This is a genomic window from Streptomyces sp. NPDC001220 (assembly GCF_053597895.1).
Genome location: NZ_JBSFJE010000031.1, coordinates 18,527 through 34,477 on the forward strand (window position 1 = coordinate 18,527; position 15,951 = coordinate 34,477).

The 15,951-nt window shown below is 69.5% G+C and carries 10 protein-coding genes and 1 pseudogene; 4 read left to right on the forward strand and 7 right to left on the reverse strand.

The annotated features are described in order from the left end of the window. The first annotated feature begins 47 nt into the window (after positions 1-47). Complete coding sequence (locus ACWDGI_RS42345; protein ID WP_450768382.1) at positions 48-1,001, forward strand: 3-hydroxyacyl-CoA dehydrogenase NAD-binding domain-containing protein; 954 nt, start codon at positions 48-50, stop codon at positions 999-1,001. Between the two features lie 51 nt (positions 1,002-1,052). Beyond that, positions 1,053-2,582: a CoA transferase gene (locus ACWDGI_RS42350; protein ID WP_450768383.1), complete on the forward strand. Its 1,530-nt coding sequence runs from the start codon at positions 1,053-1,055 to the stop codon at positions 2,580-2,582. A 59-nt stretch (positions 2,583-2,641) separates the two neighbouring features. On the opposite strand, the gene ACWDGI_RS42355 is transcribed toward ACWDGI_RS42350, so the two are convergent. The 4 genes from ACWDGI_RS42355 to ACWDGI_RS42370 form a co-directional block, all read right to left on the reverse strand. Then, positions 2,642-3,214 carry a dihydrofolate reductase family protein gene (locus ACWDGI_RS42355; RefSeq protein WP_450768384.1) on the reverse strand — a complete coding sequence of 191 codons (573 nt, stop codon included), beginning with the start codon at positions 3,212-3,214 and terminating at the stop codon, positions 2,642-2,644. Between the two features lie 141 nt (positions 3,215-3,355). Next, a complete protein-coding gene (locus ACWDGI_RS42360; RefSeq protein ID WP_450768385.1) occupies positions 3,356-3,724 on the reverse strand; it encodes a hypothetical protein in 369 nt (122 codons plus the stop codon). Between the two features lie 123 nt (positions 3,725-3,847). Next, positions 3,848-9,922 (reverse strand): DNRLRE domain-containing protein, encoded by a 6,075-nt coding sequence (locus ACWDGI_RS42365; protein ID WP_450768392.1) that lies wholly within the window; start codon positions 9,920-9,922, stop codon positions 3,848-3,850. Positions 9,923-10,326: 404 nt separating this feature from the next. Beyond that, positions 10,327-11,091: an SDR family oxidoreductase gene (locus ACWDGI_RS42370; protein ID WP_450768386.1), complete on the reverse strand. Its 765-nt coding sequence runs from the start codon at positions 11,089-11,091 to the stop codon at positions 10,327-10,329. 360 nt (positions 11,092-11,451) lie between these two features. Here ACWDGI_RS42370 and ACWDGI_RS42375 point away from each other — a divergent pair, with 360 nt between their 5' ends. Beyond that, the gene (locus ACWDGI_RS42375) at positions 11,452-12,135 is read left to right on the forward strand and encodes a helix-turn-helix domain-containing protein (protein ID WP_450768387.1); all 684 of its coding nucleotides are present in this window, start codon (positions 11,452-11,454) and stop codon (positions 12,133-12,135) included. A gap of 32 nt (positions 12,136-12,167) precedes the next feature. On the opposite strand, the gene ACWDGI_RS42380 is transcribed toward ACWDGI_RS42375, so the two are convergent. Then, on the reverse strand, positions 12,168-13,505 hold the full coding sequence (locus tag ACWDGI_RS42380; protein ID WP_450768388.1) for an aminotransferase class III-fold pyridoxal phosphate-dependent enzyme: 1,338 nt from the start codon (positions 13,503-13,505) through the stop codon (positions 12,168-12,170). A 931-nt stretch (positions 13,506-14,436) separates the two neighbouring features. On the opposite strand from ACWDGI_RS42380, the gene ACWDGI_RS42385 reads away from it, so the two are divergent. Further along, the gene (locus ACWDGI_RS42385; RefSeq protein WP_450768389.1) at positions 14,437-14,826 is read left to right on the forward strand and encodes a hypothetical protein; all 390 of its coding nucleotides are present in this window, start codon (positions 14,437-14,439) and stop codon (positions 14,824-14,826) included. Between the two features lie 16 nt (positions 14,827-14,842). Here the strand turns inward: ACWDGI_RS42385 and ACWDGI_RS42390 are convergent, their stop codons facing one another. Continuing rightward, positions 14,843-15,547 (reverse strand): hypothetical protein, encoded by a 705-nt coding sequence (locus ACWDGI_RS42390; protein WP_450768390.1) that lies wholly within the window; start codon positions 15,545-15,547, stop codon positions 14,843-14,845. Between the two features lie 123 nt (positions 15,548-15,670). Next, positions 15,671-15,951, reverse strand: a pseudogene (locus ACWDGI_RS42395) (GTP cyclohydrolase); the annotation flags it as partial.

The window sequence follows — 15,951 nt, forward strand, 5'->3', positions numbered from 1 at the left end:
ACACCCTCGCGCCCGCGCGCCGAGAAGAAGAAGAGCAGGTGTCCCGTATGTCCGAGTACGACAGCATCGCCGGAATCCGCAAGGCCACCGTGGTCGGGGGAGGTGTCATCGGTGCCTCCTGGGCGGCGCTGTTCCTGGCCCGCGGCCTGTCCGTCACCGTCAGCGACCCGCAGCCCGGAGTCGACGAGGCCGTGCGCACGTATGTCGCGCAGGCCGCGCCCGCGTTGAAGGCGCTCGGGCTGGACACCTCGTCGCTCACCGCACGGCTGTCCTTCGAACCGGACCTGGCCACCGCGGTCCGTGAGGCGGACCTGGTACAGGAGAACGGCCCGGAACGGCTGGAGGTCAAGCACGAGATCTGGCAGACCATCGAGAGCAGCGCCCCGGACGGCGCCCTGTTCGCCACCTCCACCTCGGGCATCCCCGCCACCGAGATCGCCACCGCCCTCAGGGACCCGGCCCGGCTCGTCGTCGGGCACCCCTTCAACCCGCCGCATCTGGTGCCGCTGGTGGAGGTCGTGCCGGGCGAGCGGACCTCGGAGGAGACCGTCGAACGCGCCCGCGCCTTCTACCGCGACCTCGGCAAGCGGCCGCAGGTGCTGCGCAAGGAGGTACCCGGCTTCGTCGCCAACCGGCTGCAGGCGGCGATCTTCCGCGAGTGCGTGCATCTGGTGAGCGAGGGCGTCGTCACCATGCAGGAACTGGACGACATCGTCACCTCGTCCATCGGCCAGCGCTGGGCCGTCGCCGGGCCCTTCCGCTCCTTCCACCTGGGCGGCGGCGAGGGCGGACTGGCCCACTTCATGAGCCACCTCGGCGTCGGCATGGAGCGGCGCTGGGCCGACATGGCGCACGAGAAGGTGGCCTTCGACGAGCCCACCAGGCGGCTGCTGACCGACCAGGTCGAGGACTTCGGCGGCACCGTCGACGAACTCGCCGCCGAACGCGACCGCAAGCAGCTCGCCCTGATGCGCGCGCTCGGCGAGACCTTCGACGCCTGACCCGCCCACGCCGCCCGGACACCCCCCGCCAGCACGGAGATCGCAGAACCCATGAGCGCCGAAGAACTCACCGACCGCATCCAGAAGACCCTCGCCGATCCGTCCACCACGGACGACGGCTTCGACATCCACCAGGCCCTGCGCGAGGTCCTCTCCTCGGTCGGCCTGCACCCCGAGGACAGCGGCGGGGACATCACCTTCATCGGTGCCGACCCCGTCGTCCCCAGCATCATGCGCCTGGGTGCCGTGCCCGCCCTGGGCATGACCGCCAAGTCCGTCGCCCTGGCCGCCCTCTGGCAGCGGCGCACCGGCGAGGGCCAGGACATCACCATGGACCTGCGCAAGGCCCCGCACCGGCTGTGCCCGTTCTACGACAAGAAGTGGGAACTGCTCAACGGCTACCCGGGCGGCACGCCCTCGGACCCGGCCAACCCGCTCGGCTTCGACTTCTACCAGACCCGCGACGGCCGCTGGGTCATGCCGCTCAACCCCTACCCGAAGATCAAGAACGCCGTCTACAAGCTGCTGCGCACCTGGCCCGAGAAGCAGGCCGTCGCGGACGCCGTCTCCAAGTGGAACGCCGCCGACCTGGAGCAGGCGGGCGACGAGATCGGCGTGGTGATGCCCATGCTGCGCACCACCGAGGAGTTTCTCCGCGAGCCCGCCTACGAGTACATCGCACGACAGCCGCTGATCAAGATCGAGAAGATCGGCGACAGCGAGCCCGAGCCCCTCTCCGCCGCGGCCGCCCAGCCGCTCTCCGGAGTGCGCGCCCTGGGCATGGGCCACATCATCGCCGGCGCCGGAGTCGGCCGGGACCTCGCCCAGCACGGCGCGGACGTGCTGAACATCTGGCGGCCGAACGAGCTGGAGCACGACTCCACCTACAACACCGCCAACGTAGGCGTCCGCTCGACCACCATCGACCCCTACGGCGCGGAGGGGCAGGCCAAAATCCGCGAACTCCTGCGTGAGGCCGACATCTTCTATGCCAACCGCCGCCCCGGCTACCTGGAGAAGATCGGCCTCAGCGCCGAGGAGGCCGCGGCCGTCCGGCCCGGCATCATCCACATCAGCATCTACCTCGCCGGCCAGACCGGCCCCTGGGCCCACCGCGTCGGCTTCGACCAGACCGCCGGCGCACTCACCGGCATCATGCTCATGGAGGGCGAGGACGGCGTCGCGGCCGGCCCGACCAGCACCCCGGCCCTGCCGTACATCAGCGTCGTCAACGACTACGTACTCTCCTGGCTGGCCACCACCGGCGCGCTCGCCGCGCTGATGCGCCGCGCCACCGACGGCGGCAGCTACCGCGTCACCCTCAACCTCACCCGCATCGCCACCTGGATCCTCAGCCTCGGCGTCTTCGACCGCGGCTACGCCCACACGACCGCCCTCGACCCCGACCCCGGCTCTCCGCACGCCTACCTGGACCCCGACACCTTCACCGCCGACACCCCCTGCGGCCACTACCAGGGTGTCACCGACCAGATCATCATGTCCCGCACCCCCGGCCACTTCCGCGACGTCCTCCTCCCCCGCGGCAGCAGCGCCCCCCTGTGGCTCCCCCAGCACAACTGAACACGCAGCGCCCGCGCCCACGAGCAGGGAAGACCGTCGGGCGGCGGAAGGCGTCAGGTTCAGCGGACGATGTCGAAGACCTGCTTCTGCAGGCCGTTGGTGTAGACCTCGTGCTCGATGAGCTTCAGCTTCTGGGTGTCCTTGTCGGTTGCGCTGAAGAGCCGCTTGCCGGCGCCGAGCAGCAGCGGGAAGACGAGCAGGTGGTAGCGGTCGATCAGGCCCGCGTCGGACAGGGCCTGGTTCAGCTTCGCGCTGCCGTGGACGATGATCGGGCCGCCGGAGGTCTCCTTGAGGGCGGCGACCTCTTCGAGCGTGCGCAGGATGGTCGTCTCGCCCCAGTCGGAGACGAGTTCGTCGTCGGTGAGGGTGGTGGAGACGACGTACTTCGGCAGCGTCTTGTAGTGGGCGAACTCCGCCATGTCGGGCCACACGGGGCTGAACGCCTCGTAGCTGACCCGGCCCATCAGGACCGCGGTCGACTCCTGCTGCTCCCGCCCCTTGATCTCGAATGCCTCGGCGACGAACTCGATGTCCTTGAAGGTCCAGCCGGAGTTCCGGTATCCGGGCTCGCCGCCCGGGCCCTCCACGACGCCGTCCAGGGAGATGAAGGCGGTGCTGATCAGAGTACGCATGTCGGGTTTCCTCGGGGTTGGAGACGTGTGGGGTGACTGCTCGGCGCCGGCTTCAGCCACGTCTCCAGTGTTCGACCGACAAAGAAAATTGTCAAGGAAAGGAAAGTCGTCGGAGTCGTCGGGGTCGTCGGAGAGGCTTCGTCATAGGGGCAGGGCTCCGTAGAGAGCCGCGCCGAGGGCGGCGAAGGCCGGACCAGCCCACCGAGGCCAGGACCGGTTACGGCGTCGTGCTGTGAAGTCGAGGGCCGAGGTGGCCATGGCGGGCCAGAGGATGCTGAAGACGGCACTTCCCGGGGAGAAGTGGCCGACGGCGACGGCGCCGACGGCGTACCCCGCCGCCGCGGCCGCGGCGGCGGGCAGGAAGCCCGGTCCGAACGGGTTCCAGGCGCCGGACGGTGTCTGCTGCCGTCCGGTGCGGACGGAGAGGACGATCGAGGTGATCAGCGCGATCCCGGCGACGGCGGTCCACAGCAGTGCGGGGGCGACCAGGAGGGGGCTGGGCGAACTCATGCGGGGGGTTCTTTCTCCGAAAGCCTGCTCCGGCCGGGATCCGGCCGGAGCAGGCTGTGCTGGCGGGTGAGGCGGTGCGGCGAATCGGCGGCCGTCGGAATCAGCTCCGACGACGCCCGGTGTCTACAGCTTGGTCTTGATGCATTTGTCGTAGACGCTGTCGAGACCGAGGATCGCGGAACCCGAAGTGATCATCATGGTTGCCAGGCGTTGCATGCGCAGGTAGCGGGTGCGTGCGCTCATCACGCGGGAGACGGCGGCCCGGATGCCGCCCCAGCGCCGGATGACCTGCCAGATCCTGCGGATCTTGGCGGCGGCGAAGTAGGCCGTGCCGAGGACCCAGAGAACGGCGCCCACGCACACGGTGATCCGCCAGGCGCGGCCCCAGGAGAACCAGCCCTTGCCGTCCAGGTCGTACATGGTGATGGGGTCCGGCGGATACCCGTACGCGTTGGCGCCGCCGCCGACGACCGGGTCCAGTTGCAGGAAGCGGCCGGTGGTGGAGTCGTAGACCCGTGCGCCGATCAGGGTGAGCCCGGAGAGGGTGTCGCCGGACCGCTGCTGGACGCCGAGCCAGTCGTAGCGTGCGGGTGTGCTGCTCGCCCGCGCGTTGCCGTACTCGTCGGTGTCCTGGACGGTGGGGGCCTGGGAGGAGTCCAGCGGCAGCCGGACGGTGATGTCGCCGTGGATGTCGCTGAGTTGCAGGACGGTGTCACCGGTCTTGGCGGTGGTGGCGGTGATGCCGCCGCCGAGCGACTCGACGTAGCGGGTCACGGCCCCCTGGGCGTTCTCCGTGACCCAGGCGGGACTGTCGCATCCGCAGTCGTAGTGGTTGGCCTTCGACTCGGTGGTGCCCCAGGTTCCGCCGTTGTTGGTGTCGACGGTCCAGGAGCGGATGCGCTGGGCGCCGTCGAGCTGCCAGGTCTGACGCTTGGAGCCGACGGTCTCCTGACGGATGAGATCGTTGTTGTAGTAGCCCAGGGCCACCCCGCCGGGCTTGGCCGTGGTGCGGCCGAAGGCGTCGTAGGTGTATCCGGTGTCCACCTGGCGGTCGGCGCTGTCGTAGGTGTAGGCGGTGGTCGTCCCTCCCGAGGTGGGGCAGTCCGCGCCGGGGGTGCCGGTGGCACGGGTGAGGGTCTTGCGGTTGGCGCGGGCGTCGAAGGTGTAGGTGCGCGTGGCGCACACGGTCTCGGCGGTGTCCTGCACCGAGGTCAGCCGGCCGACCGCGTCGTAACGGTAGTTCTGCGCGGTGATCTGCGCGTCCGAGATGACCTGCCCGTGGATCGAGCGGGTGACGGTGTCGGACTGTACGAGGACGTTGTCGCCGTCCCGGGTGTAGGTGCGTTCGAGGGCGTTGCCGTCCGCGTCGACGGCCTGGACCAGGGTGTAGCCGCCGGGCAGCTTCTCCTCGACGAGTTCGCCGTCGGCGTCGTAGGACGCGGTGAAGGTGCCGGCCACCGAGTCGACGGCCTTGGTGGCCAGGCCGCGCGGTTCGGCGGTGTGGTCGTAGGTGTAGGTCACCGAGGACGGGATGTTGTTGCCGCGCTTGACCTGGCGGTCGAGCAGGTCGTACTCGGTGGTGGTGGTGCCTCCGTCCGCGTCGGTGTAGGAGATGACGCGGCCGAGTCTGTCGTAGCCGGTGGTGAGGGTGCCGCCGGTCGGCGAGTCGGTCCGCACGATCCGGCCGGTCGCCGGGTCGTACGCGGTGACCGCCTCCGGGGCCGCGGTGCCCACTCCCCCGGTGGTCTTCACCGACGTGGTGCGGCCGGCGTCGTCCGTACCGGTGGTGGTGGTCCGGGTCGAGCCGTTCGCGGTCTCGGTGGTCCGGGCGATGGCGCCCCACCAGTCGTACTCGGTTGTCCTGGCGGGGAGTTGTGCGGGGTTGGATCCGCCGCCGGTGATCACTCCGGCGGGGCCGGTCGAGCAGACCAGGTCGGCCCACTCGGGACGGCCGGCGCAGGCGCCGGTGCCGCTCCCGGACCAGTAGACGGTGACCCGGCTGGTCGCCGCACCGGCATCGGCGCCGGGAGCGGTACGCCGGATCTCACGGCCCTGTGCGTCGTACTCGATCGCGGTGGTGATCGCGAGGCCGCCCGGGTCCTCGACGGTCCTGGTCTTCAGGCCCTTGGCCCAGTCGTAGCCGGTCTGCACGACCCGGACATCGCCCTGGACACCCGGGTGCTCACGTACCTCCGCGCCCGTGGTGACCTTGGTGACCTGGTCGCGGATGACGGCGCTGCCGTCGGTCGGGCGCCCCTCGTCGTAGGCGTGGACGGACCAGACGCGTGCCGTCACCGAGGTGCCCGCCGCGACGAGGGTGGTGGTGCCGGACTTCAGGTCCGCGGTGAGATCGACGCGCCGCAGCGGCCCGGACTCCTCCAGCAGACGGGTGCCCTTGGCGTCGAAAGTGCGGCTGGTGGACAGCAGTTGAGCGCGTTCGGCGGACGGCAGGGCGGCTATGCCCAGTTCGGCGCGGGCGGCGCCGGCCGCGGTGGACGTGCCGACGGCCGTCTCACGGTTCCGCGCGGTCAGCTCGCGCACGGTGTTGCCGAACCGGTCGTACTCGGTGGTGGCGATACGTCCACCGGGAGCGGCGGTGTTCACCGTACGGCCCGAGGCGTCCAGGTAGTGGACGGTCGCCCGCCGGTAGTCGGCCGCGGAGAGGGCGCTCCCGGAGTTCGAGGCGGGCACGGCGTCCGCGGGAAGGACCGCGGTGGCGTCCGTGGGCGCCGAGGCCTGCCCCCAGGTTCTGACGGCGCTGGTTCCCATGGTGTTCGGCGCCGTCGAACCGGTCAGCGGCACGTCGTAGACCACGGAGGTGGCAGCCTCGCCGGAGACCGTGTCGGCACTGCCCTGGGCGAGTGCCGGACGGGACGTCTTCAGCAGCATGCCCTCCCCGGCCGCACTGCTGGAACCGGCCTTGCCGTAGGTGAAGGTCCACGGCAGCTCGCCGGGCGGGGTGAGTTTGGTGACCCGGCCGCTGCTGTCGTAGGCGTACTCGGTCTTCAGCGACGGCGTGATCTGCGGGTGCCAGGCCTGGCGCAGCCGGCCGGAGTCGTCGTACAGGTATTTCTGCACCGATTTGGAGGTGGCCGCGGAGGCGCCGGGCGCCGTGGACCAGAGCCGGATCTCCTTCACCTGTCCGGTGACGTCACCGTAGGAGCCGCTCGTGGCGGTGGTGGTGGTCGCGTAGACGAACTCCAGCGCACGGCATCCCTTGGTGGTGCGATCGGCCTTGCAGGCCGCCACCGTGGTGGCCGAGGTGGGCGCGTACACCCAGGTGGGACGGGCCAGTTGTGTTCCGTCGACGGTGACCGTCTCGGAGTCCATGAACGTCGTGGAGTCGGTCTGGCCGTCGTTCCTGCTGCTGGACACCTGCCAGGTGCTCGCCCCGGACGGCTTGGTGAAGACGGTCACCCCACCGTCGTCGCCGGCGAGTGTGAACGTGCCCGAGGTGGAGCCGGTCAGCGTGAGGTACTCGGCACCCGGTTCGGGCGTCCAGCCGGTTCGGGAGGCGTCGGCCGTGAAGTGGATGGCGTCGCCGTCCAGCCCGACCACGTCGACCGCAGTGTCCGACACCCTGCTCACATGGCTGTACTCGGAACCCGACAGCTCGGCCGCGGTGCCGCTCGCCCACTCCTTGCCGAAGATCGGGGCCTGTCCCGCCGGCACTGCGCGGGGGGTGCGGGAGGACGCGGTGCGCTCCACCGCCAGCCCGAAGGCCGACGCGTCGGTGGCGCCGAGCGTGTAGTCGCCGGTGAGCAGGTTGACCGTGCCGGGACCCAGTTCCTCGGTGGTGGCGTCGTCCGCGCCGCGGTCGACGATCACGGTGAGCGGATCGCTCTGCCCCGCGGCGGAGCCGGCGCCGGTGAAGTCGGCCTTGATCTCCACGCTGCCGTCGGGATCGACGGTGTCGGTGGCGTTCCAGACCAGGGCGGCGTTCTTCCCGCCTGCCAGCGGTACCGGCCAGGCGGACAGGGCCGTCCCGTCGCGGGTCACGTCGGCGGCGGGTATCCGCACCCACGCGTCGGCGGCCGAACGACGCCAGGAGAAGGAAACCGCGTCGTACTTGGCGGCGTCGGCCTCGGCGGCCAGCGGCAGCCGGCGGGAGGTGCGCTGTCCTTCGGACGGCTGGGCGAAGCCGCCCGGCCCCGCGTGGAATTCGTAGGCGACGGGTTCGGACTTGTTGTCCGCCTTGTCGACGGCCCGGACCTGCAGTGTGTGCGTGCCGTCGCGTGGTGGCGTGACCGAGATGCCCTTGTCCGCGCTGGAGCCCCCGGTCGCGACCTTGGTCCAGGTGACGCCGTCCAGGGACCATTCCAGCCAGTTGTGGTCCGTGGCCGGAGGGGTGACGGTGAACGTGCCGGCCTGGCCGGCCCCCTTGACCCAGGCCCCCGGCGGATAGTCGGCGGAGGAGACCTTCAACGGGGCGGACGGGGCGCTGGTGTCGACGGTGAAGGTCTTCCAGGCCGACCAGCCGGTGTTGTAGTGCGTGCCGTCGTACGGCGAGGAGCGGAACCTGTAGGTCTTGCCGCCTGTCAGCACGCCGGACGGGACGGTCACCGAAGCGACCTGTCCGGAGGGCACGTACTTGGACACGATGACATCGCCCACCTGGGTGTTGGTGGCGTTGTCGTAGATCTGGAAGGTGCCGTTGACCTGGTCGCCGTCGGCGTCCACGAAGGTGTCGCGCAGGGTCGGCGTGGTGGTGTTGACGGTGTAGGCGCCGCCGTAGGAGAAGTACGGCGGGCCGGCCTCCTGCTTGGTGCCGGTGCGCGGCCGGTAGTTGTAGTTCACGACCAGCTTCGGCGGATTGGACGCCGCGTTGGCGGAGTTGACGCGCTTCCACTGCGCCAGGACCGTCTCGCTGGTGGCGCGCACGCCCATGTGACCGCGGGTGGCCTTCGCCGAGGCCCACTCCTGCACGAGGCCGGTCACATCGGCGCTGATCCAGCCGTCCGGCTGGGTGGAGCAGCCGGAGTTGCCGGTGGTCTCGGTGGAGGTGGCCTTTTTCGCGGTCCAGGCGGGCTGCGCGGTCCAGCGGGAGGAGGACGAGGCGGCGCCGGTCGACCACACCTCCCACGGGTAGGTCTTGCAGTCGGTGTTGCCCGAGTGGAAGTTCCACAGGCTCAGCTTTGCGTCCAGCACAAGCGCGTCCTGGACCGGCGTGGTGTTCCAGGAGACGAAGGATCGCGCCGTGCGCGCGGTGCCGTCGGAGTTGGTCGTGCCCGGGTTGCCGAGGTCCAGTTCGGTGTCGGTGGACCAGTCGACGGTCTCGCCCTGCTGGACGTAGGTGTCGAAGACGTTGGACAGCGACGAGGTGGACGGGTCGACGGTGACGGGGTACGCGGTGTCCGGGTCGGCGAGGAACTCCGCGTCCGGGGTGACCACCAGGTCGACGGACGAACCCTGCTGTACGACCTTCAGACCGACCCTGGCCTTTCGGGTGTGCTCACCGGACCGCTTGTCGACGGTGGCGTCCCACATGACCGGCGCGGGCATCACGGCGTGCTTCTTGTTCTTCTTGTCGGTGAACTGCACGCTGCCGTCGGCCAGTTGCCCGACCTTCAGCCCCTTGGCCCGCAGCGGGAGCGTGTAGGAGTAGCCGCCCGCGCCGGGGCGCTCCTTGATCTCGACGAACTGCTCGAAGCCGGTACGGGTCGCCTCCACGACCACGTCCGCGCCGGGTACCGCGTCGACGTACTCCGCCCGCGTCCCGTCGAGCTCGGGCTTCGGCAGCCCGCCCTTCCACTGCAAAGTGATCTGCTCGTCACCCTCGCCGAGCGTCACGAGGTCGGTGGCCTTGGCCTGGCCGGCGGCCTTCAGTGACTTCGCCGGTGTCCCGGAAGCGCCGGCCAGCCGCAGTCCACCCGGGTGCGCCTTGGGCTCGACCGCGCCGTCCTCCTCCCGCACCAGGTCGAGATCGACGCCGCGCCACGTGCCCGTGGCCGGGTCCTTGAACCGCACGGGACCGGCGGTGAGTTCGGTGGTGAGCGAACCGTCCTTGTTCGCCCAGGTCGTGGAGGTCTCCGTACGCTCGGAGAGCGCCTCCACACGCTGTCCGGACAGTCTGGCGGCGACGCGTGCGGACGCGATGTCCTGCGCGGTTCGCGCGGCAGCCGTCTTCCTCGGCTTCTCGGCGCTCGGCGGCGTCGTGGCAGCCGCCGCGTACGCGCTGTCCAGCAGCGTGACGGCCAGAGCCAGGGACACGCCTCCCGCCAGCCAACGGATGCGTCCCCCGGACCAGGGATGTCTGCGTCTACGGGACGCAGGCTCGCGAATCACCATGATTCTCCGGTCTTTTCACTCCACGTCACACATCACGGATGTGATGGCCGTGTGAACGTACCTTGAGTAAAGAGAAATTCAAATATGGCAAGAGATCGCAAAGTGCGTTAGCATCCGCCCACTTGAAGCGTGGTGCACATCACATCCCCGTGACAGGGCTGCGCAGCACGGGACTTGGCCCCCCGAGGCTCCTCTGTCTGACACATGGTCGGCTCGCCGCGCACTTGATGGAGCCGTGTCAGCCTCGCTCCGGCCGGGCCGGCGGCGCGTTGACCAGCCGAATCGGGCCTTTCCCCCCCGGGGGCCCGGGTGGGTCAGCGAGTGGTGTAGCCGCCGTTGAGGAAGATCGTCTGCCCGTTGGCCCACCAGCCGTCGGTCAGCAGGTGCCGAACCCACGGCACGATGTCCTCGATCTTGGTGAGCTCGCCGTTCATCGCGGACGACTTGTGGTAGGCGACGGAGTCGTCGTCCTCGGCGGGGTAGAAGAACGAGGTGTCCATCGGGCCCGGAGCGATGTTGTTGACCGAGATGTTCCGGCCGAACAGCTCCTTCGACAGGGCGCGGGTGAAGTGCTCGACCGGCGCCTTGCTGCCCGCGTACGTGGAGTACAGGCCCGTGTACGCGGCGAGCAGCGAGGTGACGACCGTGATGATCTTCCCGCCGTCCTCGATCCTGCGGGCGGCCTCGCGCATGACGAAGAACGCGGCCTTGGAGTTGACCGCGAACATCCGGTCGTACTCCTCTTCCGTGATCTCGGTGAGCGGCTTCTTCAGCACCATGCCGGCGGTGTTGATGCTGCAGTCGAGCCTGCCGAACCGGTTCACGACCTCGTCGAAGACCCGCTCCACCTCGTCGACCTTCGTCAGATCGGCCTGGACCGCGAACGCCTCGCCCGGCCCCTTGTTGATCTGCTCGACGACGTCCTCGGCCTTGGCCCGGGAGGAGTCGCTGTTGTAGTGCACCCCGACCAGGGCGCCCTCCGCGCCGAGAGTGGTGCTGATCAGACCGCCGAGGTTGCGGGATGCGCCGCCGACGAAGGCGACCTTGCCATTGAGTGTCCTGTCCGGGGTGCTGACCATGACAACCCTCCTGCGATGTTCCGAACGGGTACGGCACGGCTCCGACGGACCGTGGAGGTCATGCCGTACCCCATGAGTTCACCGCGGCAGGGACCGCGCATCTCGAACGATCCGGCCGGCGGTGGAACGAACCGCTCATCACGTCGGACGCGGCCGGTGGCCGGTCAGGGCCCAGCTCGTGCCTGGCAGCCTCCGTTGAGTCACACTGGCAGGAGGGCAGTGGCCGGGGGACCTCGCCGTCTCCTCACCCAGGCGGATCAGGACCGGGGCCGTCCTTGTTCTCGGCCCGCGGCACCAGCTTCACACAGCCGTCGTTCCGCGCCGCCGGACGACGTACTCCACGGCTGAAGGAAGCAGGACATGACCGACGATTCAGCGGCGGGGCGGGCCTCGGTCTTCTCCGGCGCAGGGGAAGAGCGGCCTCCTGGTGTGGTGCACAGCGCGTTCGCGCTGGTGCGTGCGCTCAGCGAGGCGCCGGGTCCCCTCGGTGTCACTGATCTCGCTTCGGTCGTGGGCATTCCGAAAACGACCGCCCACAGACTCCTGGAACAGCTGGCCCAGGAGGACATCGTCGCGCGCCGCGATCACAAGTGGGCGATCGCGCCCGGCTTCGGAGAACTGGTGCGCACCGGGCAGCGGCCCTCGCCCCTGGCGGCCGCCGCGCGCCCTCGGCTGGACGCTCTGGCCCGGGCCACCGGCGCGAGCGTGTTCCTTCACCGCATGTCCGACGGCGTGCTGGACACCGTGTACTGCGCGCACGGGGCCCTGCTGGCTCCCCTCGTCCCCGCGTCGGAACAACGATTGGCCGCGCTGCACCCGGCCGCCTCCCTCTGGCGAGCCCTCGCTTCCGGGCAGGTGGCGGCCGAGTACGAGGAGGTGCACCCGGGATGCATCTGTATCGCCGCGCCCGCCTCGCTTCCGTCGGGCGGGGCTGTCGTCGTGTCTCTCGCTCGGCCGGAGAACCGCGAGGTGGAGTCCCTCAAGCGCCCGCTGGACAGGGTCGTGTCCCTGATCCTGTCGGACGAGCGCCGCTTCGGGACCTGAGCCGGAACGAGCCGGGTGTGCGGGGAGGTCTGTCACCGCGTCGGGAGTGACCCGGCGAGCGCCGAGTGGTAGGACTTCTCCAGCAGCTCGACCATCGTCCTGATCTCGTCGTCGGTGCTGATGAGCGGCGGTGCGACGATGACGGTGTCGCCGACGGCTCGCACCAGGAGCCCGTGCCCGACCGCCTCGGCCATGACCTGGGCGCCCCATTCGCCTTCTGCCCGGCCTCCGGCGCCCGTGACGAAGGTGACCGCGGCCAGGAAACCGTGGCCCCTGACGTCCCTGACGAACTCCTCACCGTGGAACGCGTCGGCGAGGGCCTTCATGAGCGTGGGAGCCGTCTCGCGTACGTGACCGGGAATGTTCTCCTCCACGACGATGGCGAGTGCCTCACGCGCGACGGCCGCGGCCACCGGATGCCCCGAGTAGGTGAAGCCATGACCGAACGCGCCGATGTCCGGCGACCCCTCGGCGATGGCGTCCATGACGCGCCGTCCGACCAGCACGGCGGAGATCGGCGCATACGCCGAGGACAGTCCCTTCGCCAGGGTGATCAGGTCGGGATCCAGTCCGAATTCGGTGGTGGCGAACATCGCTCCGGTGCGTCCGAAGCCGGTCACGACCTCGTCGAGGATGAAGAGGATGTCGTGACGTGCGAGGACCTCCTGCACGCGGGGGTAGTAGCTCGGCGGCGGGATGATCAGGCCACCCGCACTGAGGATCGGCTCCGCGATGAACGCGGCGATCGTGTCGGGGTTTTCCACCGCGATGAGCCGTTCCAGACGGCCGATGAGCCGGTCGACGAATCGCTCCTCCGACATCCCCTGCCGCAAGGGGCCGTGCGGATCGGGGCACGGCACCTTGACGTAGGACGGCAGCGGGAGGCCGAATCCCCGGTGGATCAGGTCCAGGCCGGTCGCCGAACCGGCGGCCACGGTCGTGCCGTGGTAGCCCTTCTCCTGGGAGAGGATCTTGAACCGTTCGTGGCGGCCGAGGCACTGGTGGTAGTACCAGGCCAGTTTGAAGGCGCTGTCGTTGGCCTCCGCACCGGAGTTCGCGAAGAAGGTACGGCCCATGGGCAGCGGTGCCACCCGGGCGAGGTCCTCGGCCAGGGCCAGCGCGACGTCACTCGTGCGGTGCGCGAAGGACGCGAAGAACGGGAGCTCCGCCATCTGCCGCGCGGCCGCCCGCACCAGCCGGGGTTGGCTGTATCCCAGATTGGTGCACAGCATTCCGGAGGTGCCGTCGAGGTAGGAGCGTCCCTCGCTGTCCCACACCGTGAGCCCTTCACCTCGGACGATCACGTGAGGTTCGGTGGCCAGGGCAGGCGGCGTGTGAGGTTCCAGCAGGGTGGGCGGGTATGGAGCCATGACGATTCTCCTTGGGCGGAAGAGGAAACGCGGCTCATCTCCAGAAAAGCCGGAGCGAAAGAGCCGTCTTCCCGATGAGAACCCCTGGGGAAACGCCGTTCAAAGCGTGTTCCGGCCAGCGGAACGGCCATCCGCCGTGCCGTTCCAAGCGTGTTTCTCTTCCACAACCGCCGGTTCCGATGAGTGGAACCAGAATTGCCCGACGGCCCATTCCACTGTCCCCTGAGGCTGAATTCCCTCGCACATGCGAGCGAATGGGACGAGCACGTCGGCGGCCGCTTCTTCGATGTCCGGCCGAGCCGCTGCTGACCGTCGTGGGCACGCAGGCGACGCAAACCGAACCGTCCGATGAACCGATCGAGGAGCGCTCGAGCGCCTCGACCGCGATGAGGCCGCGAACAGGGGAAATGCCGCCCGCCGGCACTGCCGCGGCTTTGGCGCCGCCCAGGGGGCTCGCGGCGCGAGCGGGAACGGTTGTCACAGCCGGCCGGTACGCTGCCAGCGATCTACGACCACCCGACCGGAAACCATGATGACCCACACCCCCAGACCTACGCTCGAAGCGATACTCACCGCGCTTCCCGAGCTCGCTCCCCACGCGCGCGACGCGGTCGTACTCCATCCCGAGCGGGCAGAACCGGACTGCCGGAGCAGTTCGATCGGCGGGCCGCTGCTGTGGCCGAGTGACGAACCGTGGCCAGAGTGCTCCCTGCCCGACGAGAACGACCCCGTCGGCGTGCCTGCCACGGCCATGGTGTCGGTCGCGCAGGTCTTCCGGCGCGACGCGCCAGGACCCTGGTGGCCTGCCGGCGTCGACCTCTTGCAGATCCTCTGGTGTCCCAACGAACACTGGGATCCCCCGGTCCAGCAGGCCGACGTCAGCCCCGTGCTTGAGGTGCGATGGCGTCGGGCCGCTGAGGTGACCAGCCCGATGACGACTCCGCCGTCGCCCTCTCGGTACGACGAGGACGGCTACCTGCCCCGGGCGTGCGCCGTCACCGCCGAGCCCGTGACCGACTTCCCCTTCCGTGAGGAGCTGCCCGCGGAACTCCGCCCGCGGCTTGCGGAACTGGTCCGCGAGACGGGCGACGGCGGTGACGTCATCACCCGCCTCGCCGGCTGGAAGCTCGGCGGCTGGCCGACCTGGCACCTGACGCACCCCACGGTCTTTCCCTGCGGCGACTGCGGTACGGCCATGACGCTCCTGTTCACCGTGGCCAGCGACGACGAGACAGGGGTCGTCGTCGGCCGCTACGGAGACCTGCGCGTCTTCACCTGCCCCGCCGACCACCGTCACGCGTTCCAGGTGGACCTGCACTGACCTGGGGCTTCCCGCTCTAGAGGTTCGTGCCGGTGTCGCCCTCGTCATGCAAGGAGTCCCGCCGCTTCCTGTCGCCCGGAGCAGCGAGGTCCTCCCGCTCGTCCAGCAGCTCCAGGAGCGCGGCGTCCGCCTTCTGCCTGTCCTCTTTCGTCAGTTCAAGAGGTGCGTTGCTGTAGACCGTGTACCGGTCGGGATCAATGATGTTGGCGGCCCTCAAGGTGAACGTCAGAAGGGGGCGCCATCCCTTGCGGTGGCCGACCCTCACCTGAAGCTGGACCTTGTAGTCACGGGGCTCCGGAACGAATCCGGCAAAGGGTGCCTCGAACTCGATGAAGAGCTGCTCCGCCTGTCTGCCGGCCACGGCGAATCCGCCCGGCAACCTCGGCTCGTCCTCCGGCCCGGGTTGAAGACCGGACGGTGAGGACATCCACAGGAGCGGCAGATGGGAGGCAGGCTCATCGGGAAAGGTCAACCTGAGATCCTGCACGATTATCGGCTTGGCTCCGGTGTTGTGAAGGACGAGCGGAAGCCGCAGGCGAGCCATGGAGCAGTGGACAATCGCAGCAAAGGAATGTGGCTCCCAGGACTTCAGGTGCCCTTGCCGGGCGTTGATCCACCAGAAGGACGCGACGGTAAAGATCAACGCGCAAACCGACACGACGCCGGCACCGGGAATCGATGGAAACGCGTCCTGAGCTGCAGCGGCCATCAGCGGAAACACAAATTCAGTCTGCCAGCCCCGGAGTGCGCACGCGAACAGAACGCGGTGGGGCGAGGCGCGCCTCAGCCTCTCGGTGCGGAGCAGCTGGACAGGGTCGGGCCAGGGCCCGATGGGGATCGGCCGTCAGCCCGACGCAAGTTCCGTCAGCGGCAGCGTGTGCTGGGTGCGGACCACCTTGGTCCGGAGGTAACGGACGTTGTGGTCCGTGGTGAAGACGCCCGTGGGAACGTGGTCGGCCACCGTGAGGCCCAGGGTGCGCAGCTGCGCCGCCTTGTCCGGGTTGTTGGACAACAGGTCCAGCTCAAAGATGCCGAGGGCGGTGAGCATCTGGGCGGCGGCGGTGTAGTCGCGGCCGTCCTCGGGGAGGCCGAGGGCCGCGTTCGCCTCGTAGGTGTCGAGGCCCT